Raw genomic sequence first — 22261 nt, forward strand, 5'->3', positions numbered from 1 at the left:
TCTATTCCCCGGCCGCGCACGCGGCGCCGGCTTCCTCTCGGGCGTGACGGGCCTGTCCACGCGCGCCGCGTATGGCGTAGCTCCGCGACAGCTGTTGCTGGATGATCTGGCTGCTCCCTTCGATGATCTCCATGGTGCGGGCGTCGCGGAAATGACGGGCAACCTTGCCGCGCTCGTCACAGCCGAGCGCGCCCATGATCTGCACCGCGTTCGCGGAATGTTTCACGGCGGCACGCGATGCATGATACTTCGCGGCCATAATGGCGTCGGTGGCTTCCACTTCGCCGGCGTCCCGTGCGCAGCTGGCTCGCATGGCCATCAGCCATGCGGCGTCAAAGTCCACGCCCATGTCGGTGAGCAGGGTCTGGATCATTCCCTTCTCGAGCAGCAACTGGCCAGTTGCTCTGCGCGTCATTGCGTGCTCCGAGCAGGCTTCGAGACATGCGCGCAGCATGCCGACACAGGCCCAGGCTATGCTGACCCGACCGAAATCCAGGGCGTATGGCGCCAGATAGTGCAGCGCGGAGCCGGGCCGGCCGACGAGATTCTCGGCCGGGACTTCGCAGTCCTTGATCTCGATCTGCGCCAGATGCGCAGCACGAAATCCCAGCATGTCGCGCAAGGGTTTGACGCCAAGTCCGGGCGAGCCGGCTTCGAGCAGCACGGCGGCCGGCTGATCGTCGATACGGCCGAACACCAGGATCAGATCGGCGATCGCGCCGCAGGTGATCCATATCTTGGTGCCGGACAGCCGCAGGCTCGCGCCGTGCTGCTCGATTCGAGTCTGAATGCCGTTCAGGTCACTGCCCGCTTGCGGCTCGGTAAAAGCAATAGCCGCGACCCGCTCGCCGGACGCCAATGCCGGCAGCCACCGTTGTCTCTGGGAGCTCGAGCCCCACTTCAGGATGGTCTGCGCGACCATGGTGTGGACGTTGAACAGGCCGGACAGCGAGACGCTGTCATGGGCGATTGCTTCCGTAAACAGTCCGTAACTCGTCACGTCCCAGCCCAAGCCGCCGACCGATGTCGGCAGCAGGCCGCCGAGATAACCGTGTGCGGCGGCCCTTCTCACGATGTCCCTGGGAAAGCCCTTCTCGATCTCCCAGGTCGTGGCGTCGGCCGCGATGCTGCCCGCGGCAAAGTCGCGGATGCTCTCGTAGAAGCGCAATTGCTGCGGCAGAAGACCCATAGTCATGGAATAGCCTGCGCGCTTTTTTTGCGATCGACAAACTCGCTGATCGCATCCACGGACCGGAAGTTCGCGATATCGAGATCGCCGGATCCAATCTTGATGTGGGTGTTCTTCTCGATGAACGTCATGAGTTTAATCGCAAACAGCGAGTTGGCAATCCGCGCCTCAAAAATATCCATGCCGTCGTCGAGTTCATTCATGGCGAGCGAGTCGAGCAGGTAGCGTCTGATGATGTTGCGATAGGAGTCTGCCATTTTATTCCTCTTGGTATTCGTAGAAGCCCTTGCCGCTCTTGCGCCCGAGCCTGTCAGAATCGACCATCGATTTCAGCAGCGGGCAGCGACGAAACTTGGGGTCCTGGTAGCTCGCATACAATACGTCGAGCGAGTCCATGACGACATCGAGGCCGATCAGGTCGGCCGTCTCCAGCGGGCCCATGGCATGCCCGAAGCACTTCTTGAAAATCTGGTCCACCTGGGAAACGGTTGCCACACCGTCGTGCACGACCCACATGGCTTCGTTCATAAACAGGTGCGAGATGCGGTTGGACACGAAGCCGGGCATATCGCCGACGACGATCGCCTCCTTGGTCATCTGGCGGAGCAAGTCCTCGCATCGGCGTACCGTGTCATCCGACGTGTGAACGCCCCGCATCAACTCGACCACCGGCTTGGCGAACACCGGATTCATGAAATGCATACCGACGATACGCTCTGGCCGCCGGATGCCCCGTGCCAGTTCGGTGATCGAGAGACATGACGTGTTGGCGCTGAAGCAGACATCCAGCCGACAAAGCGCGTCCAGTTTCCGGTAGACCTCCTTCTTGATGGCCGCGTTCTCTGTCACGTTCTCGATGACGAAGTCGCAATCACCGATAGCGCTGAACTCCTGGGTGAAAACGATACGACCAAGCGCCTCTTGCACCGGGACCTTCGGCGCTTTCGGATACACGATGGGAGCAAAGCGCACGGTTTTTGCGATCTCGCTGCGTGCCTTGGCGAGGCGAGATGCGTCGATATCCACCAGCACGACGCCGATGCCGTGAAGCGTGAGATCGGCAGCAACACCCGACCCCATCGTTCCTGCGCCGATGACGCCGACCCGTTCAAACATGGGCGGTCTCCGCTGTTACGTCGGCGGCGGCAAATTTGCCGCACCAAATGCGGTCGGTGCTGTCGAACACCGCGTCGGGAGGAAGACGTTTGGCGCGAAGAATGGCCTCGGCCGTATCAGCCATACCGGCAACGTCGCTCATCGCCAGGCGGGTTCCGGAGGAGATCCGCTCGAGATACACCGCCTCGAGGCGGCGATACGGCTCGACAACGAGGTCGCGATACGCTTGGGGGTCATGGTTATGGTTGGGTGTCGTGTTGATCGACCGGAGACAGTTGGCAGCCACGCGACCGAGATCGTCAGGCGCCAAAACCAGCGCGTCCCGCAACGCTGCGAGTTGCTCGGCGCGCTCCAATCCGTAGGCCCGGATCCGGCGCGAGTTCTTGTCCACCAGAAACTTCATCACCTCTTTTGGGCCGGGGCTCACGGCTGCGCGCGTGCCCTGGCACTCCGCCCAGCGCAGCGAATCCGCCAGCAGCAACGGCATTTCGAGCTGGCGTGCCAGAAGGTCGCGCATTTCTCCGGGAGCGGAGGGATAGGGGCGGGCCGTGAGGTTGGAGATCACCGGAAACCGGGTTGGCATGAACTCGTAGTCATCCAGCACGCTGCGTAGCCGCACCGCCACATTGGCCATCAAGGCGCAGTGCCATGGTCCGCTACCGCGCAGCGGGAATAGGGTTGCGCCAGCGGCCTCCAGTCTCTTCGCTGCGATGGTGACCGCCGCGGTCTGCCCGGAGATGGAGTGTTGGGTGGCGTGATCGTAAGCGGACACGTAGACCCGGCTTTCCGGCGTCGACGCCGCGCTGCAGATCTCCTCGACCTCGCTGCGCCCGAGATTGACGACCCACGTCATCGTTCCCGCTGCAGACGCGGCATCTTCGCGGATCAGAGCCTCGCGCCGTGAGATGATTTCCAGCGTCGCGCGAAACGAGATCGCCCCGGCGCAGCACAGCGCGGCGTATTCACCGAGGCTGTGCCCCAGGGCGAGATGAGGCGCCAGTTTCAGCTCGGCCCGCATCACCCTGTATGTCGCAACGCTCACCGCCAACACGGCCAGCTGTGCGTTGCGCAGCGAGCCGAGCTCCGCGCCTCGCGCTCTATCGATACACAGACCGGTGATGTCCATCCCGAGCACGTCGCCGGCTTCCGAGAGCGTGTCGCGAAAAACCGGGTAGGCGTCGTGAAGCGAGCGGCCCATTGCAGGGTACTGCGAGCCGGCCCCCGGAAAGATTGTCAGCAGGCCGGCCATCAATCGACTCCCTGCGGCTGCGTCGCAGACTGCTTGCGCTCCACAAGTTCAACAATCCTGTCGATGGAACGGAAGTTCGCGAGGTCCATGTCTTCGACGTCAATCTCGATGCCGAATTCGCTCTCCACGAAAACCAGCAGTTTCATCGCAAAAAGCGAGTTGACATATCCTCCGACAAACAAATCGTCAGCGTCGCTGAACATCTGGTCAACGCTGGGAATCGCCAGGTTGCGCTCTATCAGACGGCGCAGTTTCGGTCGCATGGCTCGGGTCGCGTCCACGGGTTCTGCTTGGTTCATGCCGAGTGTCTCACGTCGATATACGACGGAATGGGCGGAATGTCGGTGAGATCATGCGTCATCACCATGCTGCCATCCGGCTGACGGTCGGAAGCCTGAAAGCCGGCGAACCGGTATGCGACCATCATCATGCGGTTGCGGCCGGTATCGACGAAATCGGCGCGAAGCTTGCGACCGCATTCCTTGCTCCGCTGCATCATCAGCGAGAGCAGCACGGATCCGACACCGTGCGACATCACCCGGCACGACACCAGAAGCAGGCGCAGATGGGTCGTGTCGGCGCCATGCTCCAGCAGCGAGAGGCCAATCTTGCCGTAAGATCCGAAGCGGTCGGACAGTTCACAGATGAAGAGTTCGTGTTCCGGCGTCGCAAGCAACGCTTGTAACTCGTCATAACTGTAGGACCTGCCGGTTGCATTGAGCTGATTGGTGCGAATCGTCAGTTCTTCCGCCCTTCGCAGGTCATCCCCGGTTGGATGTGCGACGGTCAGCACCATGCCGAGAGATGCAAGGAATTCCTCATGCGGACCTTCCCAGCTATCTTCCAAGTTCCTGCGAACGAGCTGCTCTCGGCACATTAGCCTGCGCCGGGCGCTATCAACCGTAACGAATCTCGGTTGTAGCGCCGGATATCGCGGCAAGTCGAGATAGGCTGCCGCGTCAAGGCATCTTACTGCCGGGATGGTGGATCCGACCTCGGCACGCTCGAACGGCTGGTCGTCCACGAACAGGAAGCTGTCGAGTCCAAGATTCAGGGATTCTTGAATCCGCCGGATCGAGATTGATTTGGCATTCCAACCGATCTCCGGCGCGAGGAAGTATTCGTCGAGTTCAAACGTCTGCAGCTTGCGCATCGCCAGATCGTGATCGTTTTTGCTGGCGATGGAGTGCAGGATTCCGCGGCGGTCCAGCGCCTGAATGACCTCGCGAATACCTGGCTTCAGCGTGATGGCGTCCCGTTCCAGCAGGACACCATCCCACAACGTGTTGTCGAGGTCCCAGATGACGCACTTCACGTCCTTGGATGCCCGGTCGAGATCGGCGATGGCGGATTGCAATTGGGTCATGTGTGTCTCGGAAAGAAGAGCCGGATCACGACATCAAACCAAGCCAGCAGCACCAGGATCATGCACAGGATTGCCGCGATCCACAGTGTCTGGGGACCCCAGACAACCATGAATGGCCAGTTTGAGCCGAACAGGAACAGCTGCGGAAAATGCGCCAGTACGTAACCGATGACGGCGACCACCGACAGAAGCAGTGCCGAGATGGCATAGGCTTGCGGAGACGGCTGGTAGTAGCGATGCTGACCGCGCAGACGCGAAAGACTCCAAAGCGCCAGGATCGCCAGCAGGGATTCGACGCCGATGGCGGCGACCGCCAGAGTATCCATGCGTTGCGTCGGATTGTTATCTGGAAAAATGGGGGGACGACCGAGCAGAATGTTGACGACATCTTGCGCGGCGGCGGTGGTGGAATTCGAGTTCACGTTCGCAATGATACCAACCGCCATGTTGCGGGGTGGGCTGAAAATGAAGTAGCTGGAATAATTCGGGTTGTTACCGCCATGGTAGATCAATCCCTGTGAAGCGGAAACATACCAGCCGGCGGCGTAGGACGGATCGGAGCTGGAGTACGGTATGATGGATTCCGCAAGCAGAGGCTTGAAATAATCCGGCACACTGACGGTCCCGAGGTGTATCTGCAGCCAGCGACCCACATCGATGCCATCGCTGATGTAGTAGCCTGCCGGCAGATTGCCGTCGAACGGCGGAGCCAGATAGGCATTGGGACGCAAGAATTCGATCTTGAACCCGTCGGAAATGCCGCGGTCGTCGGCGACCTTTTGAAAAACGGTGGTGTTACGGAGGCCGAGCGGCTCGAGAATCTCCTTTGAAACGAAATCGGCGTAGATGGTCTGGGTCACGGTCTGCATCACCAGCCCAAGCACGTCATAATTCATGCTGGTATAGGCAAATTGCGTTCCTGGCGCGCTCGCCAATTCCATTCCGGCAATCATGCGCACGGTCTTCTCGAGCATCTGTGGTCCAGCGCCCTCGGGGATCGTGTACAGGGTGCTGTCGGGTACTCCGCTGGTATGATGCATGAACTGGTTCAACGTCACTTCGACCGGCTTGCCCTGATGTTTCAACACCAGCCAGGGCAGGTACGTCGTGACGGGGGCGTCCATCGACAGCAGACCGCGCTGCTGGCACAGCAGTGTTCCAAGACCGGTGAACGCCTTGCTGGTCGAGCCGAGCTGAAACAGTATCTGGGCCGTCGTTGGTGTTTGGTTCGAAAGACTGCTGACCCCATAGCCTTTCTGGTATGCGACCTGTCCGTCCTGGATGATCACCAGCGCCGTGCCTGGGATCTGGCCGATGCTCATGTTCTTCAGCACCGCGGCGTCGATCGCAGCTGTGTCGATCGCCGAAGTGTGGGTTGCGGGAGCCCCGACGGGCGGTGCGCTCGTCGTCGGCGCGTTGATGGTCGCCGTTTCGGCCGTCGCGAGTGAGGGGTGCACGATCATCATCGCAGCCAATGAGACCACGGCGCATGCCATCCGCGTGGGGATGGACAATCTTGTTGTGATCGGGCTGCTCATATCGGCGTTCTCAGGCGAGCAGGATATCGAGCTCGTGCTCGCTCAGGCCTGCGGCCTCGAACGATCGCACGGGCGTCGGTGTGGGGGGCTGGGCGGCGGCCGCCATCGCGCGAAACGACGCGTCGAAGGCGGTCATGAAGCACGCTCTGTCAACTCTATTCCACGCCGCCTCGTCAAAGCCGGCTTCCACGCAGATCCTCTCGTCGATTGCGTAAGCATTCATTTCGAGCAGGACGCTGGGCGCGTTTTGTTCGGCGCTCGAAAGGGAGGAGCGCGTCGGGTCGAGTTGGAAGCGGTCAGGTTGTCGAACCCGCCGCCAGGCGCCGAGATAGTTGATGCGCAGGACGGCGGGCGCCCACGGATCAGCGATCGCGGATCCGCGGCGTTGGCGGACAACGCCATATCCAACTCCATTGTCAGGAACGCGCCGGCGCTGTTCGTCGATCGAAGCCAGCCATTGTTCTGGCGTGTCATCGGCGGCTGGCAGCGAAAGGGCGAGCGGATAGAGCGATGTCAGCCATCCGATCGTTCGTGACAGATCGACGCCCGGAACATCGCGGCCGTGATGCTCCATTTCGATCAGCATCTGCCGTACCTGAAACCGCTGCAGCAGGGCGCGGGCGGCGGCGGCCACCAGCATCGTCTCCACGGCGACCCGGTCGCCGTCTCCCGAATCCGAGCGGGTCCCTTCGTTCAACGACGGGACGTGGGCTGCCAAGGGAAAGTCTGTCAGATGGAAGGTCTCGCGATGGACCCGACGGGGGGCGGACACGGTCAGCGTCGGCCGTGGGCCTCGTTCAGCTTGCTCCCAGTACTGCACCTGATCGGCAAATTGCGAAGACTGTTCGAGGCGCTCCAGTGCGCGAGTCCATTCGTGCAGACCGGCGGACGAACTCAGGCGCGGCCGGTCTCCACGGACAATCGCGCGCCACGCACGTGTGAGATCCTCGGCAATGATCCGCCACGAAACCGAGTCGACCAGCAGATGATGACAGGCGATCACCAGCTGCGATCCTTCGGGCATGCGAAACAGCAGGGGACGGAAGAGAGCGCCGCTTTCAAGATCGGTGGTCGCGCAGATCTGCCGGACCAAGGCTGCTTGTTGCCTCGCTGCGTGTGGTTCGGAAAGATCGCTGACATCCACGGTCGTCAGGATCAGGGAGTCGTCAACGGGCGCGTCATTCTTCCAAAACGCCGTTCCCCCAGGCCGCATGTTCAGGCGCAGGCCAGCGTGGTGCGCCCGGACTGCAGACAGCGCGTCTCGCAGTGCATTGGGTTCCAGGCCATCGGGACAAAGCAATGTCGCGACTTGATGATAGTGTTGGGGGTGTGCCAGACGTTGCGCGAGGAGCCACGCGGCCATCGGACCTGGACGGAGGTCCTGACCGTCAGTGTCGACGCTCTGCGGCGATTCCAGTTCTGGTACGACAGGCGTTGCCACCAGCGCGAGCTTTTCGATGGTCTTGTGCTCGAAGATATCGCGGACGCAGACCGAAAGACCGCGCTCGCCGAGGCCAGCCGCGACGCGCATGGCGCTGATCGAATCGCCCCCAAGCGCCGTGAACCGGTCGGTCATTCCGAAATCGTCCAGACCCAAGATGTCGCACCACACGTCGTAGATCGCGGCTTCGACCGGCGTTCGCGGGCCGACTGCGGTGGTGTCGGCGCGCGGTGTAGGCAATGCGTTCCTATCGACCTTGCCGTTGACGTTGAGGGGCAGGGACGCGATCCACGTCAGGAATGCCGGAATCATGTTGTCCGGAAGCTGGTCGGCAAGGAATCGGCTCAGCGACGCGGTGGGAATCGCGGCATCTGCCACGTACCAGGCGCAGAGCACGTCTGTGCCGGCCGGTCCGGTCACCAGAGCGACGACGCTTGCGCGGATCCCCGGATAGCGTTCCAGACACTGGCCGATCTCACGCGGCTCAATTCTGACGCCGCGCCATTTGATCTGCTCATCGCGGCGCCCAAGATACATGAGCGCTCCGTCAGGGCGCACGCGCGCCAAGTCACCGGTGCGATACATGCGCGTGCCATCGCCGTGCGGCTCAGGAACGAACGACGCCGCGGTCTGCGTGCGCCGGCCCTGATATCCACTCGCCACCCCGGGACCGGCCAGGAATAATTCGCCAGTCTCTCCTGCCGCGACCGGTAGAAGATCGCCATTCAGCAGATACGCCCGCGCGCCAGCCACCGGGCGTCCGACCGGCACCTCGTTCTCGATATCGCTCGTGGCGTCGTGGAGATGACAGATACAGCCGACCGTCGCTTCGGTCGGTCCGTACTCATTGAAGATTCTCAGACGCGGCCCAAGCCGGGCGGTCAGATCACGGGCGAGGCTCGTGGACAACGACTCGCCGCCCAGGATGAGCGTATGCACCGAACCAGCAGTGGGGCGCAGAGCTTGCACCAGGCGCATATGAGATGGTGTCGCCTTCACCAGGCCGACCTCAGGGTGACGTAACACCCGCGCGATCAAGGCGCTTTCGTCGGACTCATCCGGGAATAGGATCACGTGCGTTCCGGTCACCAGCGGAGTGAAAAGGCTGGTAACCGTGAGGTCAAAGCCGAGCGACGTGAAGAGGGCAAAGCCGCGTGGCACATTGGCGTTTGCCAGATAGCATTCGGACGCCCAATAGACGTACGAGGCAAGGTTGGCGTGGGTGATGGCGACGCCTTTGGGGCGTCCCGTGGTGCCCGATGTGAAAAGAATGTAGGCGGGCTGATCGGGACAAACCGCGGGCACCGTGGACGCAGGCACCAGGTCGGAGATTGTCGGGACGTCGTCATCCAGAACGACGGCATTGTTCTGGAATGATTTGGGTAGCCCGGAAAGCAGCTTGCGGCAGGTCACGACGCAAACCGCAGTGGATTCGTCCAGCACGATCGACTTGCGTTGTTCGGGCCACTCGGGAAGCACCGGCACATAGGCGGCACCGCTCTTCAGAATGCCGAGAATCGCTGCCACCGCGTCCATGCTTCTCGGCAGACATATGGCCGTCACTGCGCCAGCAGTGATCCCCGCCCGCTGGAGACGCGCGGCGATCCGATCAGCCTCGCTGTTCAACTCGCCATATGTGAGCCGCCGCTCGCCTTCGACCAGGGCGGTCTGTTGCGGGTGGGCCCTGGCGTTGCTTTCGAATGCCGTGTGGACGGGGATGAAAGCTGCCGGTGCCACGGTCACAGCCGCGCCGCTCGCTGGTCGAGCGATCGCAGCCGCCCTTTGACATGCCGTGTCGGCCGGGAGATCCGGCTGCGTGACCGCCCAATCAACGACCGTCGTGAACAGGTCGCAAAGCTGCCTTATGTCCGCGGCATCGTAGACAGATGAGCGGTGCTCGGTTGCGAGCGAGAATTCACCGGCGTCCTCGATGATGGAGAACGTCAAGTCGAACGGCGTGGCGGCGACGGGCACCTGCAGGGAACGGAGGGTCAGGTCGCCCCAACGGATCTCGCCACCCGCCTGCCTCATGACCGACGATGCCAGGCCTGACTCGGCGGCGAGATGCTGCCAGACGAATACAATCCGGAATAATTTCTCCCGGATTCTCAGCGTCGGATCTTCCAAGATGAGCTGCAGGGGGTACTCGCTGTGCTCGAGCACCGACAAGATTTCGCGCTGAATGCGCGTCACATTAGAACGAAACGATGTCCCGGGTTCGAATGTCAGCGTGATGGGGAGAACGTTGACGGTGTATCCGACCACCTCTCTTAGTTCCGGGTGATCGCGGCCCGAGGTCGTTACCCCAAGGGTCCCGGCCGCCGTGGGGTTCCTCAGCATCAGGGCCATGTGGAACGCACTTAGAAGCACTGTAAAGGGAGTGACGGCCATTTCGCGCGCCAGCGTCTTGATGGCGTCCGTCCTGTCCCGCCCCAGTCGCCGCGCGGATATGTCGGCGCGGTCGTCATCGGACGCCCGCCGCGCACCGGTGATCTGAAGAGGAGCAGGCATACCAGCGCACTTGTTGCGCCAGTAGTCGCGCAATTGCTGGCCGCGCTGGCCTGCGAGCAGGTTCTGCTGCCTCTCGATAAAGCTCCGATACTGAAAAAGCGCCGGGCGCGGCGGATCTGCGCCGCCGGTCAAATGACGATAGTGATTGCCCAGATCAGTCATCAGCAACCCTATCGACCACAGGTCCACCACGCTGTGATGCGCACACAGCGCCAGCACCGGATGTTGCTGCTCGGCATCGATCAGAAAGGCGCGGAACAGAGGGCCGCGCGCAAGATCGAACGGCATGGCAGCCAGTTCGGCGAGGCTCTGTCGTGAATGGTGCAGGTTGCCGCCCGCGCCGGGGGTTAATTGTAGATCGATCTGGCCGTTCCGTTCGCAGAACGTGCTGCGCAGCGCTTCGTGCCGGGCCGCCACCGAAGCGAATGCCGCGGCCAAGGCCCGCTCATCGACCGGACCATGCAGGGAAAATGCCGCCGTGACATTGTAGGCCGCCGAATCCGGCCATGCCTGGCGATGCAGCCACAACGACCGCTGATTATCGGCGCAGCGCGAGTCGGCGTGCCCGGCTTCGCGTTTGCCGGGGCTCGCGCGGGGGCCTGATTCCAGCTTCGAGAGCAGTGAGGCCAAGTCGATTCCATCCAGCAATTGCGCCAGGGAAATCTGCAGCCCCCAGCGGGTCTGGAGACGCTCCTGCAGTTTCATCGCGGCCAGCGAGTCCATCCCATAGGCGGTCAGTGGGCGGTCGCGTGCGATCTCGCCGGCTCGACAGTTGAGGATCCGCGTGATCTCCTTCGCCAGCGCCGTATGCGGCGCCGAGTCCGCCGGCATGCTGGCGGGGTCGGCGTTCGGCATTCGGCGTTCAGCCGAGGCAACAATGTTGAGCTGATGGTTCAGCCAGGCATCGCGGCATGCGTTCCTGCGCACTTTTCCGCTCGTTGTCTTCGGCAGATGGCCAGGTCGGACCAGCACGACGGTATCCGCGACGAGCTCATGCTCGCTGGCAATCGCACGGCTCACCGCGGCGATGACGTCGTCGGTGCTGGGGACGTGCAAGCCGGCGCGACTGAGCTCGGCCACGACCACCAGATGATCACCATCATCCCGCGCGACCGAAAAAGCCGCGCTGCCATGTGGCAACAAGGCCGGATGCGAGGCTTCCACCGTATACTCGATGTCTTGGGGGTAGTGGTTCATGCCTCGAATGACGATGAGATCTTTGACCCTTCCCGCGACATAGAGCCCGTCATCGTGGAAGAAACCCAAATCGCCCGTGCGCAGATACGTATCGTCATCGCCATCCGAGAGGCGTGCGCAAAACGTTGCCGCGGTTGCTTCGGGGCGATTCCAGTAGCCGGCGCCAACGCTTTCGCCGCGGATCCAGATTTCGCCAACATGGTTCGCCGGAAGTGAGGCGCCCGTCGACGGCGCGACGATCCGGATCTCTTGTCCTGGCAGGCCGTTGCCGCAGCGGACCAGTTCGACGGCATCCTCGGCACCCGACGGCAGAGCCTGTCCGCAGGCCAGCGCCTTGCCGTCGAAGCGCGAAACCTGCGGTCCTCCGGCAGAGCGGCTGCCCGAAACCAGCAGGGTTGCCTCCGCCATGCCGTAGCCAGGGAAGAACGCGGCATCACGGAATCCAAATGGGTGGAACGCCTCGGCAAACGCTCGCAGCGTTTTTCCGCGTACCGGCTCGGCACCGTTGAAGGCAAGCTCCCATCGGCTGAGATCGAGAGCACCGGGCTCAAGCGATGCGGCCTTGTCGACGCACAGATCGTAAGCGAAGTTTGGAGCGCCGGTGGACGTCACCCCGAAGCGCGAGACAGCTTCCAGCCAGCGCAGCGGCCGCTGGATGAAGGCTGCCGGAGACATCAAATAGCAGGTCGTTCCGAGATACACCGATTGCAGCGCCGAGCAGATCAGGCCCATGTCGTGGAACAGGGGTAGCCAGGTCAAAAAGACGGAATCGGAATGATTCCCCATTGCCTGGCAGATCAACCGTTCATTGTGAAGCAGGTTGGCATGCGTGACGATCACCCCCTTTGGTTCACCGGTCGAACCAGAGGTGTATTGCAGGAATGCCGGCATGTCGGGGGAGTTGGCGGCCATCGACCGGTGACCGCCATCGCGCGCGACCTCATCGGTCAGCACGAATTGAAAGTTGAACCGGTGATCTGTCGCGTCCGCTCTGGCGCGCGCCCGGTCGAGATCGCGGGATCGGGTGATCACTGTCCGCGCCGCGCAATCCTGCGCCACGGCCTGAAATCTGCGCCAGCCTGCGCGGCCTGTGGGCGAGGGAAGGGGAACGACGGGTGTTCCTGCCAGCAATCCTCCCATGAAGCCCGCCAAGAAGTCGAGGCTGTTTTCCATGGGAAGCAGCGCGGGCTCGCCGCGGGCGCAGGTTCGCGAGAGTTGATCCGCGATCGCTGCGGACCAGCCATACCATTCGCCGTAGGTCATCGATTGGCGATCTTTCTCGCCGTCGGCAAGATAGATCAGCCCGACTTTATCCGTGCATGTTTCCGCGTTCCGGCGAAAGCAACCGATCAAGGTGTCGCAAGCGGAACTGGGATTGGTCACCGGCATCGGCCATACTTGGATTCGGATTCGCCAATAATGTAACGGCCGGACTCACGCGACTTCGGCCGCTAATAGGATCGTTGCCTCGATAACGCCAAGCTCACCCGCCATCGCGCTTCATGGCTGTGATGACTTCGTGGCTTGATGAGATGTGCCAGGCGCATCAGTTGATGTCTTGTCGAGCCAATGTAGAAATTCATGCCGTTTGCATCCCAACCCTGCGGTCGATGAGTGCGCGAAGGAATTTCTTCTAGTAGTTGTGTTGATCTAATTATCTATTTTAGGGTGCGCTAAAAAATAACGCAACCAGTTTTTTTGGCGCTTCACCGCATGGCTGCAAAGATGCGGCGCTGATTGCTGAGCTCATGCCTGGCGAGCGGCGTTTGCAAGCCACGCAGGCGCGGATATTCTGCGGACCTCGTTGCATGTTGGGGACGCGAAAAGCAGCGCAGGGTCACGAACGCACGATCCATGTGTGCAGGCCGCAGGTAATCACGATTGCTTCGAGGCTCATCAGTGCGCATTCGGATCGAGCTCCTGTTGACGCGCCTCATGCCGGTCGTTCGCATCACGGTCATCTCGTTGCTCCGCGGATCGGAGAGAGCGCGGGCTCCGGCGTTTTTGCCGGAACTTCCTGATCGGTGTGCGACGCAGCCGGTGTCACGGCCGACGGGTCGGCGGCGCTTTCCGCGTTCAGGATCAAGGGCAGCCCTTCACGGCCGCTGCCAATCACGACGACCTTGCTGTTCTTCGATTTGGCGAGCTCCAGCGTCGCCTCAATGCCGCGCCAGCGCAAATAGCCTGGCGACAGGCTGCTGCTGACGATTTCCTGGAATGACCGGATGCCTTCGGCCTCCACCCGCCGGCGTTCCGCTTCCTTGCGCTCTGCATCGATCCGGAAGCCGTTCTCCTGGATTCTCTGGAACGCCTCGTTCTTGCGAACGATCGCCTGCTGGACGTCCGGCGGGAACTCAACGTCGCGGATCGAAATGTTCTGGATCACAATGAATTCGATGCCGGAAAAATTCGGCACATCGAGATTGTGTGTCATGTTCCAGGCGACGGCGTCGCGGATCTCGGTTTGCAAACTCAGACGCCGAGCGGTGTAGAGGTCGTCCGGTCGATAGAGGGCAATCAGATCGCGGGCGCGCTGGCCGATGTCGGGATTCAGCATCACCGCCTCGTAGCGCGGGCCGACGAACTGGTGGAGCAGCGGTACCGAGCGCGGCACCAGCCGATAGCGCCACCCGATGTCGACGCGAACCTTGAGTCCGTCGGCCGTCAGGGTGTCGAACACCTGATGGCGCTGCTGCAGCCGCACATCGTAGACGTACACTGCATCCCACGGCAGGGTCAGTCGGACGCCTTCGCCGAGCATCAGATCCAGCCGTGTACCGCCGCCGAAACGGGACCAGAACACGCCCACATGGCCGGCTGGAATGGTATGGACGATCCTGCCGAAGAACAGCAGGAGCAGGAACAGCAGGATCAGCCCGACAATGGTGATGTCGTAGATGAATTTCACCAGCCAGCGGCGCACCGTTCCTCGGGTGCGCGCGAGATGGCTCGGTTCAGGGGCCGTTATCAATCCGATTCTACTGCTCATCCGCTGTACCCTCGACCGGATGCGTGATCTCGACGATGTGCCCGTCTTCCATGTGATATCGGCGATCGGCTACAGGGAAGTAGCGTTCGTCGTGCGTCACGGCGATGATGGTCAGCCCACGCGCTTTCAGGTGCGGCAGGATCTCGAGGTAGAATTTGCGCCGAAAGTGCGGATCCTGATCAGCCGCCCATTCGTCGAGCAGCAGGACTTCGCGGTGCTCGAGCAATGCGGTGATGAGCGCCAGGCGCTTGCGCTGGCCTGTCGAGAGGTCGACGGTTGCGAACAGGCCGTCGCGGATGCCGGTCTTCTCGTCCACTTCCAGCGCCACCAGCAGCCTGGCGACTTCCTGCGGGTCGCTCATGGCTTCGAAGACGGCGCGGCGGAACAGGTGGAAATCGGAGAACACGGCGGCGAACCGATCGCGATAGGCCTGGCGTTCGTCGACGCCGACCGTGCGCCCGTCCACGAGGATATGTCCTGCGTCCGCCGGATAGAGCGCGCACAACAGGCGCATGAGCGTCGACTTGCCCGATCCGTTGCCGCCGGTGATCATGATTGTTTCGCCACGCGTGATCCGCATTCGCACCGGACCGGTGCTGAACGCGACGCTATCCCGGTCCCGGTAGTGAAACGTCACGTCTTCAAGCTCGATGGTCGCAAAGCTGGGCGCAATCGGGAGCGGCCGGTCGGCCGGCGTCGGCGCCGCCGCCAGGCAGGCATCCAGTTCATCGTACAGGCCCAGGATGCTTTCTGCTGCGGCCGAGACGACTGCGAGCTGCGGAATCGCGCCGATCATCGTGGACAACGGCCCAAACATGAAGAGCAAGGCTGTGGTCGATTTGACGATGGCGGTCGATGAGGTCGAGCCGAAGGCCGGTACCAGGAAGACGGCAACGCCGAACAACAGAAAGAATGCGGTCTGAGAGAAGACCAGGCTGCCCGCCAGCGCGCCCTGTGCTTCGGTGCGCAAGTCGGCGGTGCTTGCGGTCAGTTCACTAGCATCTGCCAGTACGCGGCGAGCTTTCACTGAGCTTAGTTTCAGCTCCTTGAAGCCGCCGAGAACCTCACCGACCGTGTTATGCAGTTCGCTCTCGCGCATCGACGCGCGCGCCAGGGCTTCATTCACGGCCCGGCTTTTCTGAATATAGATCGCCGCCGATCCGGCGATGAACAGTCCCGACAGGAAGAAGGCGACCGGTGCCAGATAGTAGACATAGCCGGCGGTGAAGATCACGAGCAACATCGACTGCGCCGCCAGAACCAGCGCAATGGAGAACTGCGAAAGCGTCCGGGTGTCGGCCCCGATAGCGGCATGGATCCGCGCCTGCCCGAGCCGCTCGACTTCGAGCAATTCGCAGCGCTGCAACCGTTCAAGCAGTCCCATCCGCACCCGAAAGATGAGCTGTTCGACCTCGCGTGCACCGGTCTGCAATACGTAACGTTGCGCCATCAGATACAACAGGACCAGGATGGCAAACAGCGCCCCCTCTCGCCAGTGCAAGGTTCCCGAGCTGACGTGGCCAAAGGCTTCGTTGATGCTGACGAACACGCCGGTGTTTGCGAGGCCAGACGCCGCCAGCATGACCAGCATCCGCCGCAAGTCGATACGGCCTTCCTGGCGCAGCAGCCGGAGCAGCGGACCATAGGGATTGAGGGCGGGATGGGTGCTCAATGGTCGAGGCCGCCGACCGCCGTGATCATAGATGGATGTGCGACGTGAGCCGATACGGCGAAGCGACCTCGCTCGCGGCGCGGCTGCCAATCCCGCGATGCCACGGTCTGACGGCCAGGCGGCGCGAGCGGCCGTAACGGAGCGCAGTTACTCATATCAACGCTTGTTGCGGCCATCGTTACGAGCCCCCGAATTGCGAAAGGAATGGGCCGGCCGCAGCTGCGGGTTGCGATGTATGGGCCCGGGCCGGGCCGCGGCGAGCCATGAGCGTCGGGCAAGCTTGTCGCGGAGACGCGCTCCGTGGGCGAGGCATCTTGTTTTTGTTTCCCGCCCCGTCGAACACGCTCTAATCCCTCGGACCCGAGCCGGTGGCGACGATTGGAATCGATCCGAATGCAGCTCCGATCGCCTTGCTGCCGCAGTCGGTCCCGTTCTCGCTGCGGCAGAAACTCACGGTCATCTCGGCGCGCAAACCCTCGCAGTTCGGTGCGTTCAGTCGCGCAAAGTCCAGATACCGCGCTTCACCGCGGCCCAGCATGCGGATGCCGTGGAGCGAGGAGGCGACCGTGCTTCCGGTTGCATCAACGTAGTTGAGTCCGAATTCCAGGTCGGCGATGCCGACTTGCGCCGAATTGACCACTTCCGGCAGCACCGTGCAGCGGCGCTGCTGCGGGTTGGCCAGATCGTTGATCAACATCGATGTAGCAATCCCCACCCGGATCGGGCCGCCGCTCCCGGCGGAAATCCCGTAGGACTGCGATGTAATCGTGGCGGGCAGTTCACCTGGCCGATAGACGCTTTCGTCCTTGAGATCGGCCAGCAGCATCCGCCGCTGGACCGATCGGGACGGTCCCGAGTCGATTGCCAGCCAAACCACGGCGGACATCAACATGCACAGCATCGTCATTCGCAAACGAATGTCGCCGCGTTGGCCCAGACGGATACCGCGAAGATAGATCTCGTGGATCGCGGCACCCAAACTCTCTGCCGTCGACATCGAGGTCAATCCCGCCACGGTCGCAGTGTAAGCAAGCTCATAGGCGCCTCTTTGTATCTTGGTATCTTGCGACGGGCACCACCGGTCACGTCGAGCGTCTACGGCCGTCAGGCATCGCCGTTGGCCAACCCGCGCAGGCTCGGTGGCCGCAGATCGGTCCGGTGCTGCTCGTTATAGGCAAGACATTCGGCTTTCGCGCCGGCTACATCCACGTCGCGCCATCCGGCGGGACTGCCGCAACCAGCGGGCCAGATCGAATATTGCTCCTCGCGATTGATCACCACCTTGAAGCGGGCGTCGTCTTCTTCTTCGTCATCTCTGCTCATCGCGATTCGTCCCCACGGGCATTCGCGCCCGTCTTGAGCAAGATCGGCATTGCTGCCAAATCGTCCGACTGCAAAATCAAAAAAATATGCCGCTCAAGTGCATCGTCACCCAAGCGCATAGACCGGGTTCGTCAACGCGTTCAGCTGGTCGTTTCGTGTAGTTGTGTTAGCCAAGCTCGGCGGGCGTGCCTGGCAGAAATTCGACGAGCCGAACTTGATGCGGCAACCGAGTAATCAGCTGAGCACCAGCCTCGACCGGTTCGATCGCTCCGCCGGAGCAGAAGAATGACGAGAATTCCTCGCCAGCAAAGACGTACGGCCTCCTTGTGAAGCCGGACGAGATTGGGGATTATAAATTCCGGCCGGGAATGCAAATGGGCCGGTCGATAAAGAGGGCTGGCAACTCTTCACCGCAGATGTCCAGTCCCTTGCGCCGTCCCCTGCACCGGCGTCGCAAGTGCCGAGGCTATTTCGAGTGGGGCTCGGGATTTGTCTTGCGCACCTCGACCTGGTTCCAGAGGTTCTTGCCGTCCATAGAACTTGAAAACGAGTTGAGCCTCACTCCGAGTCCGAACAACCCGGCGAGCAATGGCGCTGCTGGGGCCAAAGCTGCCACGACGAGACCGCCAATCACAAAATGGGCGGCTCCGCGGGCGACATGACCTTCGATCATCTGGCTGGCACCGGGCACGAAGACCTCGCCGACCAGCTTGACAGCGTTCGTTGTCCTCTCTTCCATGAGTCTCTCCAGGGTTGGAACTGCTCGTTAGAATCTCATCACGGGCATAGCCGCGGCTAAAACAACGCGAACGCACCTCCAGTTTGAATGGTAACCAGAGGTTGCGTAGATCATGAGCGTGCACCATTCGCTCGTCAATAGCCAATTCGCCAGCGCCGGGAAATTCACTGAGCTTTGGTCTAGATTTTTAACGACTCAAGAGCGTCGATCAGACGTCGGTTTGCGTTCGCAAGCCATTGCTTCGCGGGGCGGTTACAGATCTTCCCAATTCATCCTGCGCCGAACAACCCGCAACTTGGCGGGGACGTGTCGCGCGGCCAGCGCGATCTGGTGCCGGTCGGTCGGCCGCCATTGGAAAAATTGCCAATTTGCGGGATCGTCGGCAATGTCGGGACCAAATCGAATATGAATCGGATCGAAGCCAAAGGTAAAGCCGGCTAGCGGGCATGTCAGGCCCGCTCCCGTGGTCTTGATGTAGGCTTCCTTCAAGGTCCAGATCTGCAAAAATGTCTCCCGACGTCTGTCGGCGGAGACGCCACGTAGCAAGGACACCTCTCCGGGTGCGAAGAAGCGCTCGGCCAAACCGAGTTCGTCTTCGATCTGGTCGCCGACTTCGACGTCGATTCCGACATCGTGGCCAAAGCCCACCGCGCAAGTGACGAGCCCCTTGGTGTGCGAGAGATTGAAACGTAGCGGCGGTTCTCCGGCTACGGAGGCGATCGCGGGTTTGCCGGTCGGCGAGGTGACGAAGCGCCATTGCTGTGCCGGCAGACCACCCACGGCCGCCAGGAGCATGCGGGTCATGGCGTGGGCTGCGATGTAGGTCTGACGATCCGAAGCGAACCTGAGGCGATCGGCCCGCGCTCTTTCCTGTTCGTCCAGGACAGCGGACCATCGCGCGACCGCGTCGTTCGGAGTGGCTTCGATTGCCATCCACCATACCACGACCACGCCTTCGGTTAACGGAGCAAGCGGTCGCCAGTCCGATACACTCGGCGGACCCGTCACCGACATGTTGTTATGAACCCTCGGCATGCCGTTTGGCTTTGCGCATCGATGTCATTCGGCACCAGTTCCCCCTCACAAGTCCCAGCCGGCCAGCAGACAAGCAATAGTGGTCCTCAGCACTCGAGCCGTGCGAGACGATCGGTGGCAGCCGAACGCGTGCTATCGGATATGCGAAGTGCCGGCGGATCTGCGTGATCCCGCTGGCAAGAATTCCATATGTCTCCAGATATTACATCGTAAAGTTGATTTGATCCAATTTTCGATAGAGACTTTGATTGTGTCCAGTCATCGTCTCTCACTTGTGAGTCCGGTCGCGGCCGAGCGCGCTTGTCGCACGCTCCCGTTCCTGACCCGGATTGGTCGTGCGTTCTGAACGGATAGAATTCCAATTTCGTCAATGAGCGAACGGAGGAAGAAGATTCAGAATGCGCTCGGATCTCATCTGCGTTTCATCGGATTTTGATTCCGCCGCCCATGTCGGGTGTCGATCGTCCTGCGGTTGAAATTTCCGATGCAAGCCATCGATCTGCAATGACCGATGTTTGGCTGAGTAGGAAAACATCCGCTTCAATATCAACTGGAGGCGGCTGCCTCTTAATCAGCGGGTCCTAGGTTCGATCTCTGGTGCGCCCACCAAGCCTTCCGGGATTTATCCGGCAACTGACACGCGGTCGAGTTCGTCCAGCGCGCGGCGAACCGATTCGACCAGATCCAGCGCTACCGGCGAGGGGCTGCGCTGCGGGGGAAACACCGCGGCGAATTCGAAATCGATGCGCGGCATGAATGGTCGCATGACCACGCCGCGGCCATCGAACTCGCGGGCCGTAAAGGGATCGCAGATTGCGACGCCGAGTCCGGACGACACCATTCCACACATGATCTCCGACAGCGTCGTCTCGACCCGCAGCACCCGTCTGATGTCCTCGCGATGGAAGATCTGGTCGATCAGATGCCGGCTGGTCGAGCCGGCCGAGAGTGAGATGAAGGTCTCGCCCTCGAAATCGCGCGGCACCAAGGATCTCTTGGCCGCCAGCGGATGACCGGCCGGGAGAACGGCGACGCGTGCCAGCGCCGGCAGCTTGATGCTCGGCAGGCCGGCATGCGCGATCGGCACTTCGGCAAAGCCGACGTCGCATTGCGCGTTCAGCACCCAGTCGATCACGATCGGTGAGATCACGCCGAAGAAGGCGAGGTTCAGGTTCGGCCGCTCCTGCAGGAAGCCGCCGGCCAACCGCGGCAGGTATCCGTTCGATAGCGCGGGCAGCGCCGCGATGCGCAGCGTCCCCGTGCGCCGGCCGCGGATCTCTTCGGCCGCGGCCGTGATGCGGTCGAGCCCGACGAAGGAGCGCTCGACCTCCATATAGAGCGCCGTCGCGGCCGCGGTCGGCACCAGGCCAGTGCCGCGCCGTTCGAACAACTCCATCTTGAGTAGCGCCTGGAGATCGCGCAGCAGGCGGCTGACGGCCGGCTGCGTCACGGCCATCAGCTTGGCTGCTTCCGTCACGCTGCCGGTCAGCATCATCGCCCGGAAGGCTTCGACCTGTCGCGAGTTGATCCGCGCCATCATCCCATCCATAATATTTCGGCATGGATAGGGTGCCATTATTCATTGGACGATTAAAGCTTCGACTGCGATCTTTTTTAGCAGGGTGAGGGATGGCTCGTTTTTTAGGCTGTTCGGCTTCAGGTCTTCTGGACTGCCGGCACCACCGACCAGTCCGACCTCCCTCGACGGTCTCGAAATACCGTCGTGCATTCAAGGCAAACGGGAGATCTGTCCTCATGAAGCAAATGCACCTTCTCACGGCGGTGAGCGTCGCCGTCCTGGCCTCCGCCTCGCCGGTCTGCGCTCAACAGAAGACGCTCTATGTTGCCGGCTACGGCGGCTCGTTCGAGAAGACGGTCCGCGAAGAGGTGATCCCACCGTTCGAGCAGGCCAACGGCGTCAAGGTCGAATACGTCGCCGGCAACTCCACCGATACGCTCGCCAAGCTGCAGGCGCAGAAGGGCAACCAGCAGATCGACGTCGCGATCCTCGACGACGGCCCGATGTACCAGGCGATCCAGCTGGGCTTCTGCGACAAGGTCACCGGGTTGCCCGGCGATCTCCTCGACATCGCGCACTTCAAGGATGACAAGGCCGTCGCGATCGGCCTCGTCGCGACGGGGTTGATGTACAACAAGAAGGTGTTCGCCGAGAAAGGCTGGGCCGCACCGACGTCGTGGAACGACCTGAAGGATCCGAAATACAAGCAGCAGCTCGTCATCCCGCCGATCAACAACACCTACGGCCTCAACGCGCTGTTGATGCTGGCGAAGATGAACGGGGGCAGCGAGACCAATGTCGATACGGGCTTCAAGATCTTCAAGACCGACATCAATCCGAACGTGCTCGCCTACGAGCCGTCGCCGGGCAAGATGACGGAGCTGTTCCAGTCGGGCCAAGCCGTGATCGCGGTGTGGGGCTCGGGCCGGGTGCAGAGCTTCGCCAATACCGGCTTTCCGGTCGACTTCGTCTATCCGAAGGAAGGCGCCGTCAGCCTGCTGACGACCGCTTGTCCTATCGCCAAGGCCGCGGTCTCGCCGCTGGCCTCGAGCTTCATCAAGCTGCTGCTCGATCCGAAGATCCAGCTCACCATGCTGAAGGAATATGGCTACGGCCCGGTGGTGAAGTCGGTCGTGGTCCCGGAGGGCGTCGGCGTGATGGCGCCGATCGGCGAGCGCGCCGCCAAGGTCTACGCACCCGACTGGACTGTCGTGAACGAAAAGCGCGAGGAATGGACCAAGCGCTGGAATCGTGAGGTCGAGAGGTAAAGGTCTGCTTCGCCTCTTCACCCAGACAGCAGTGAGCTCCCTCTCCCCGTTCTTCACGGGGAGAGGGTTGGGGTGAGAGGCAGACGCACGGGAAGTGCGTGTGGTGAGA

The 22261-nt window shown here is 61.8% G+C and carries 16 protein-coding genes; 1 reads left to right on the forward strand and 15 read right to left on the reverse strand.

The window, feature by feature from the left end:
* Position 1: 1 nt before the first annotated feature.
* The 15 genes from LQG66_RS33705 to LQG66_RS33775 form a co-directional block, all read right to left on the reverse strand.
* A complete protein-coding gene (locus tag LQG66_RS33705) occupies positions 2-1195 on the reverse strand; it encodes an acyl-CoA dehydrogenase family protein (RefSeq protein ID WP_231320106.1) in 1194 nt (397 codons plus the stop codon).
* Positions 1192-1446, reverse strand: coding sequence for a hypothetical protein (locus LQG66_RS33710; protein WP_231320107.1), 255 nt, complete (start codon positions 1444-1446; stop codon positions 1192-1194). The genes LQG66_RS33705 and LQG66_RS33710 overlap by 4 nt, the downstream gene beginning before the upstream one ends.
* 1 nt (position 1447) lies before the next feature.
* Positions 1448-2305 carry a 3-hydroxyacyl-CoA dehydrogenase family protein gene (locus LQG66_RS33715; RefSeq protein ID WP_231320108.1) on the reverse strand — a complete coding sequence of 286 codons (858 nt, stop codon included), beginning with the start codon at positions 2303-2305 and terminating at the stop codon, positions 1448-1450.
* Positions 2298-3554 carry an ACP S-malonyltransferase gene (locus LQG66_RS33720; RefSeq protein ID WP_231320109.1) on the reverse strand — a complete coding sequence of 419 codons (1257 nt, stop codon included), beginning with the start codon at positions 3552-3554 and terminating at the stop codon, positions 2298-2300. Before LQG66_RS33720 ends, LQG66_RS33715 begins: the two co-directional genes overlap by 8 nt.
* A complete protein-coding gene (locus LQG66_RS33725) occupies positions 3554-3853 on the reverse strand; it encodes an acyl carrier protein (RefSeq protein ID WP_231320110.1) in 300 nt (99 codons plus the stop codon). Before LQG66_RS33725 ends, LQG66_RS33720 begins: the two co-directional genes overlap by 1 nt.
* Positions 3850-4920, reverse strand: coding sequence for an HAD-IIIC family phosphatase (locus LQG66_RS33730; protein WP_231320111.1), 1071 nt, complete (start codon positions 4918-4920; stop codon positions 3850-3852). Before LQG66_RS33730 ends, LQG66_RS33725 begins: the two co-directional genes overlap by 4 nt.
* The gene (locus LQG66_RS33735; RefSeq protein ID WP_231320112.1) at positions 4917-6458 is read right to left on the reverse strand and encodes a serine hydrolase domain-containing protein; all 1542 of its coding nucleotides are present in this window, start codon (positions 6456-6458) and stop codon (positions 4917-4919) included. Before LQG66_RS33735 ends, LQG66_RS33730 begins: the two co-directional genes overlap by 4 nt.
* 10 nt (positions 6459-6468) lie before the next feature.
* Positions 6469-12996 carry a non-ribosomal peptide synthetase gene (locus LQG66_RS33740; protein ID WP_231320113.1) on the reverse strand — a complete coding sequence of 2176 codons (6528 nt, stop codon included), beginning with the start codon at positions 12994-12996 and terminating at the stop codon, positions 6469-6471.
* 568 nt (positions 12997-13564) lie between these two features.
* Positions 13565-14530 (reverse strand): prohibitin family protein, encoded by a 966-nt coding sequence (locus LQG66_RS33745; protein WP_231320114.1) that lies wholly within the window; start codon positions 14528-14530, stop codon positions 13565-13567.
* A 55-nt stretch (positions 14531-14585) separates the two neighbouring features.
* The gene (locus tag LQG66_RS33750) at positions 14586-16268 is read right to left on the reverse strand and encodes a cyclic peptide export ABC transporter (RefSeq protein ID WP_231320115.1); all 1683 of its coding nucleotides are present in this window, start codon (positions 16266-16268) and stop codon (positions 14586-14588) included.
* Between the two features lie 346 nt (positions 16269-16614).
* Positions 16615-17265, reverse strand: a complete 651-nt coding sequence (locus LQG66_RS33755; RefSeq protein WP_231320116.1) for a hypothetical protein — start codon at positions 17263-17265, stop codon at positions 16615-16617.
* A 107-nt stretch (positions 17266-17372) separates the two neighbouring features.
* Positions 17373-17591, reverse strand: a complete 219-nt coding sequence (locus LQG66_RS33760; RefSeq protein WP_231320117.1) for an MbtH family protein — start codon at positions 17589-17591, stop codon at positions 17373-17375.
* Positions 17592-18057: 466 nt separating this feature from the next.
* Entirely contained in the window at positions 18058-18330 is a 273-nt protein-coding gene (locus LQG66_RS33765; protein WP_231320118.1) for a DUF6072 family protein, read from the reverse strand.
* A gap of 252 nt (positions 18331-18582) precedes the next feature.
* Entirely contained in the window at positions 18583-19263 is a 681-nt protein-coding gene (locus tag LQG66_RS33770) for a 4'-phosphopantetheinyl transferase family protein (protein ID WP_231320119.1), read from the reverse strand.
* Between the two features lie 724 nt (positions 19264-19987).
* Entirely contained in the window at positions 19988-20902 is a 915-nt protein-coding gene (locus LQG66_RS33775; RefSeq protein ID WP_231320120.1) for a LysR substrate-binding domain-containing protein, read from the reverse strand.
* 218 nt (positions 20903-21120) lie between these two features.
* Here LQG66_RS33775 and LQG66_RS33780 point away from each other — a divergent pair, with 218 nt between their 5' ends.
* On the forward strand, positions 21121-22152 hold the full coding sequence (locus LQG66_RS33780; protein ID WP_231320121.1) for an ABC transporter substrate-binding protein: 1032 nt from the start codon (positions 21121-21123) through the stop codon (positions 22150-22152).
* Positions 22153-22261: the final 109 nt, after the last annotated feature.

Source organism: Bradyrhizobium ontarionense (assembly GCF_021088345.1).
Classification (GTDB): domain Bacteria; phylum Pseudomonadota; class Alphaproteobacteria; order Rhizobiales; family Xanthobacteraceae; genus Bradyrhizobium; species Bradyrhizobium ontarionense.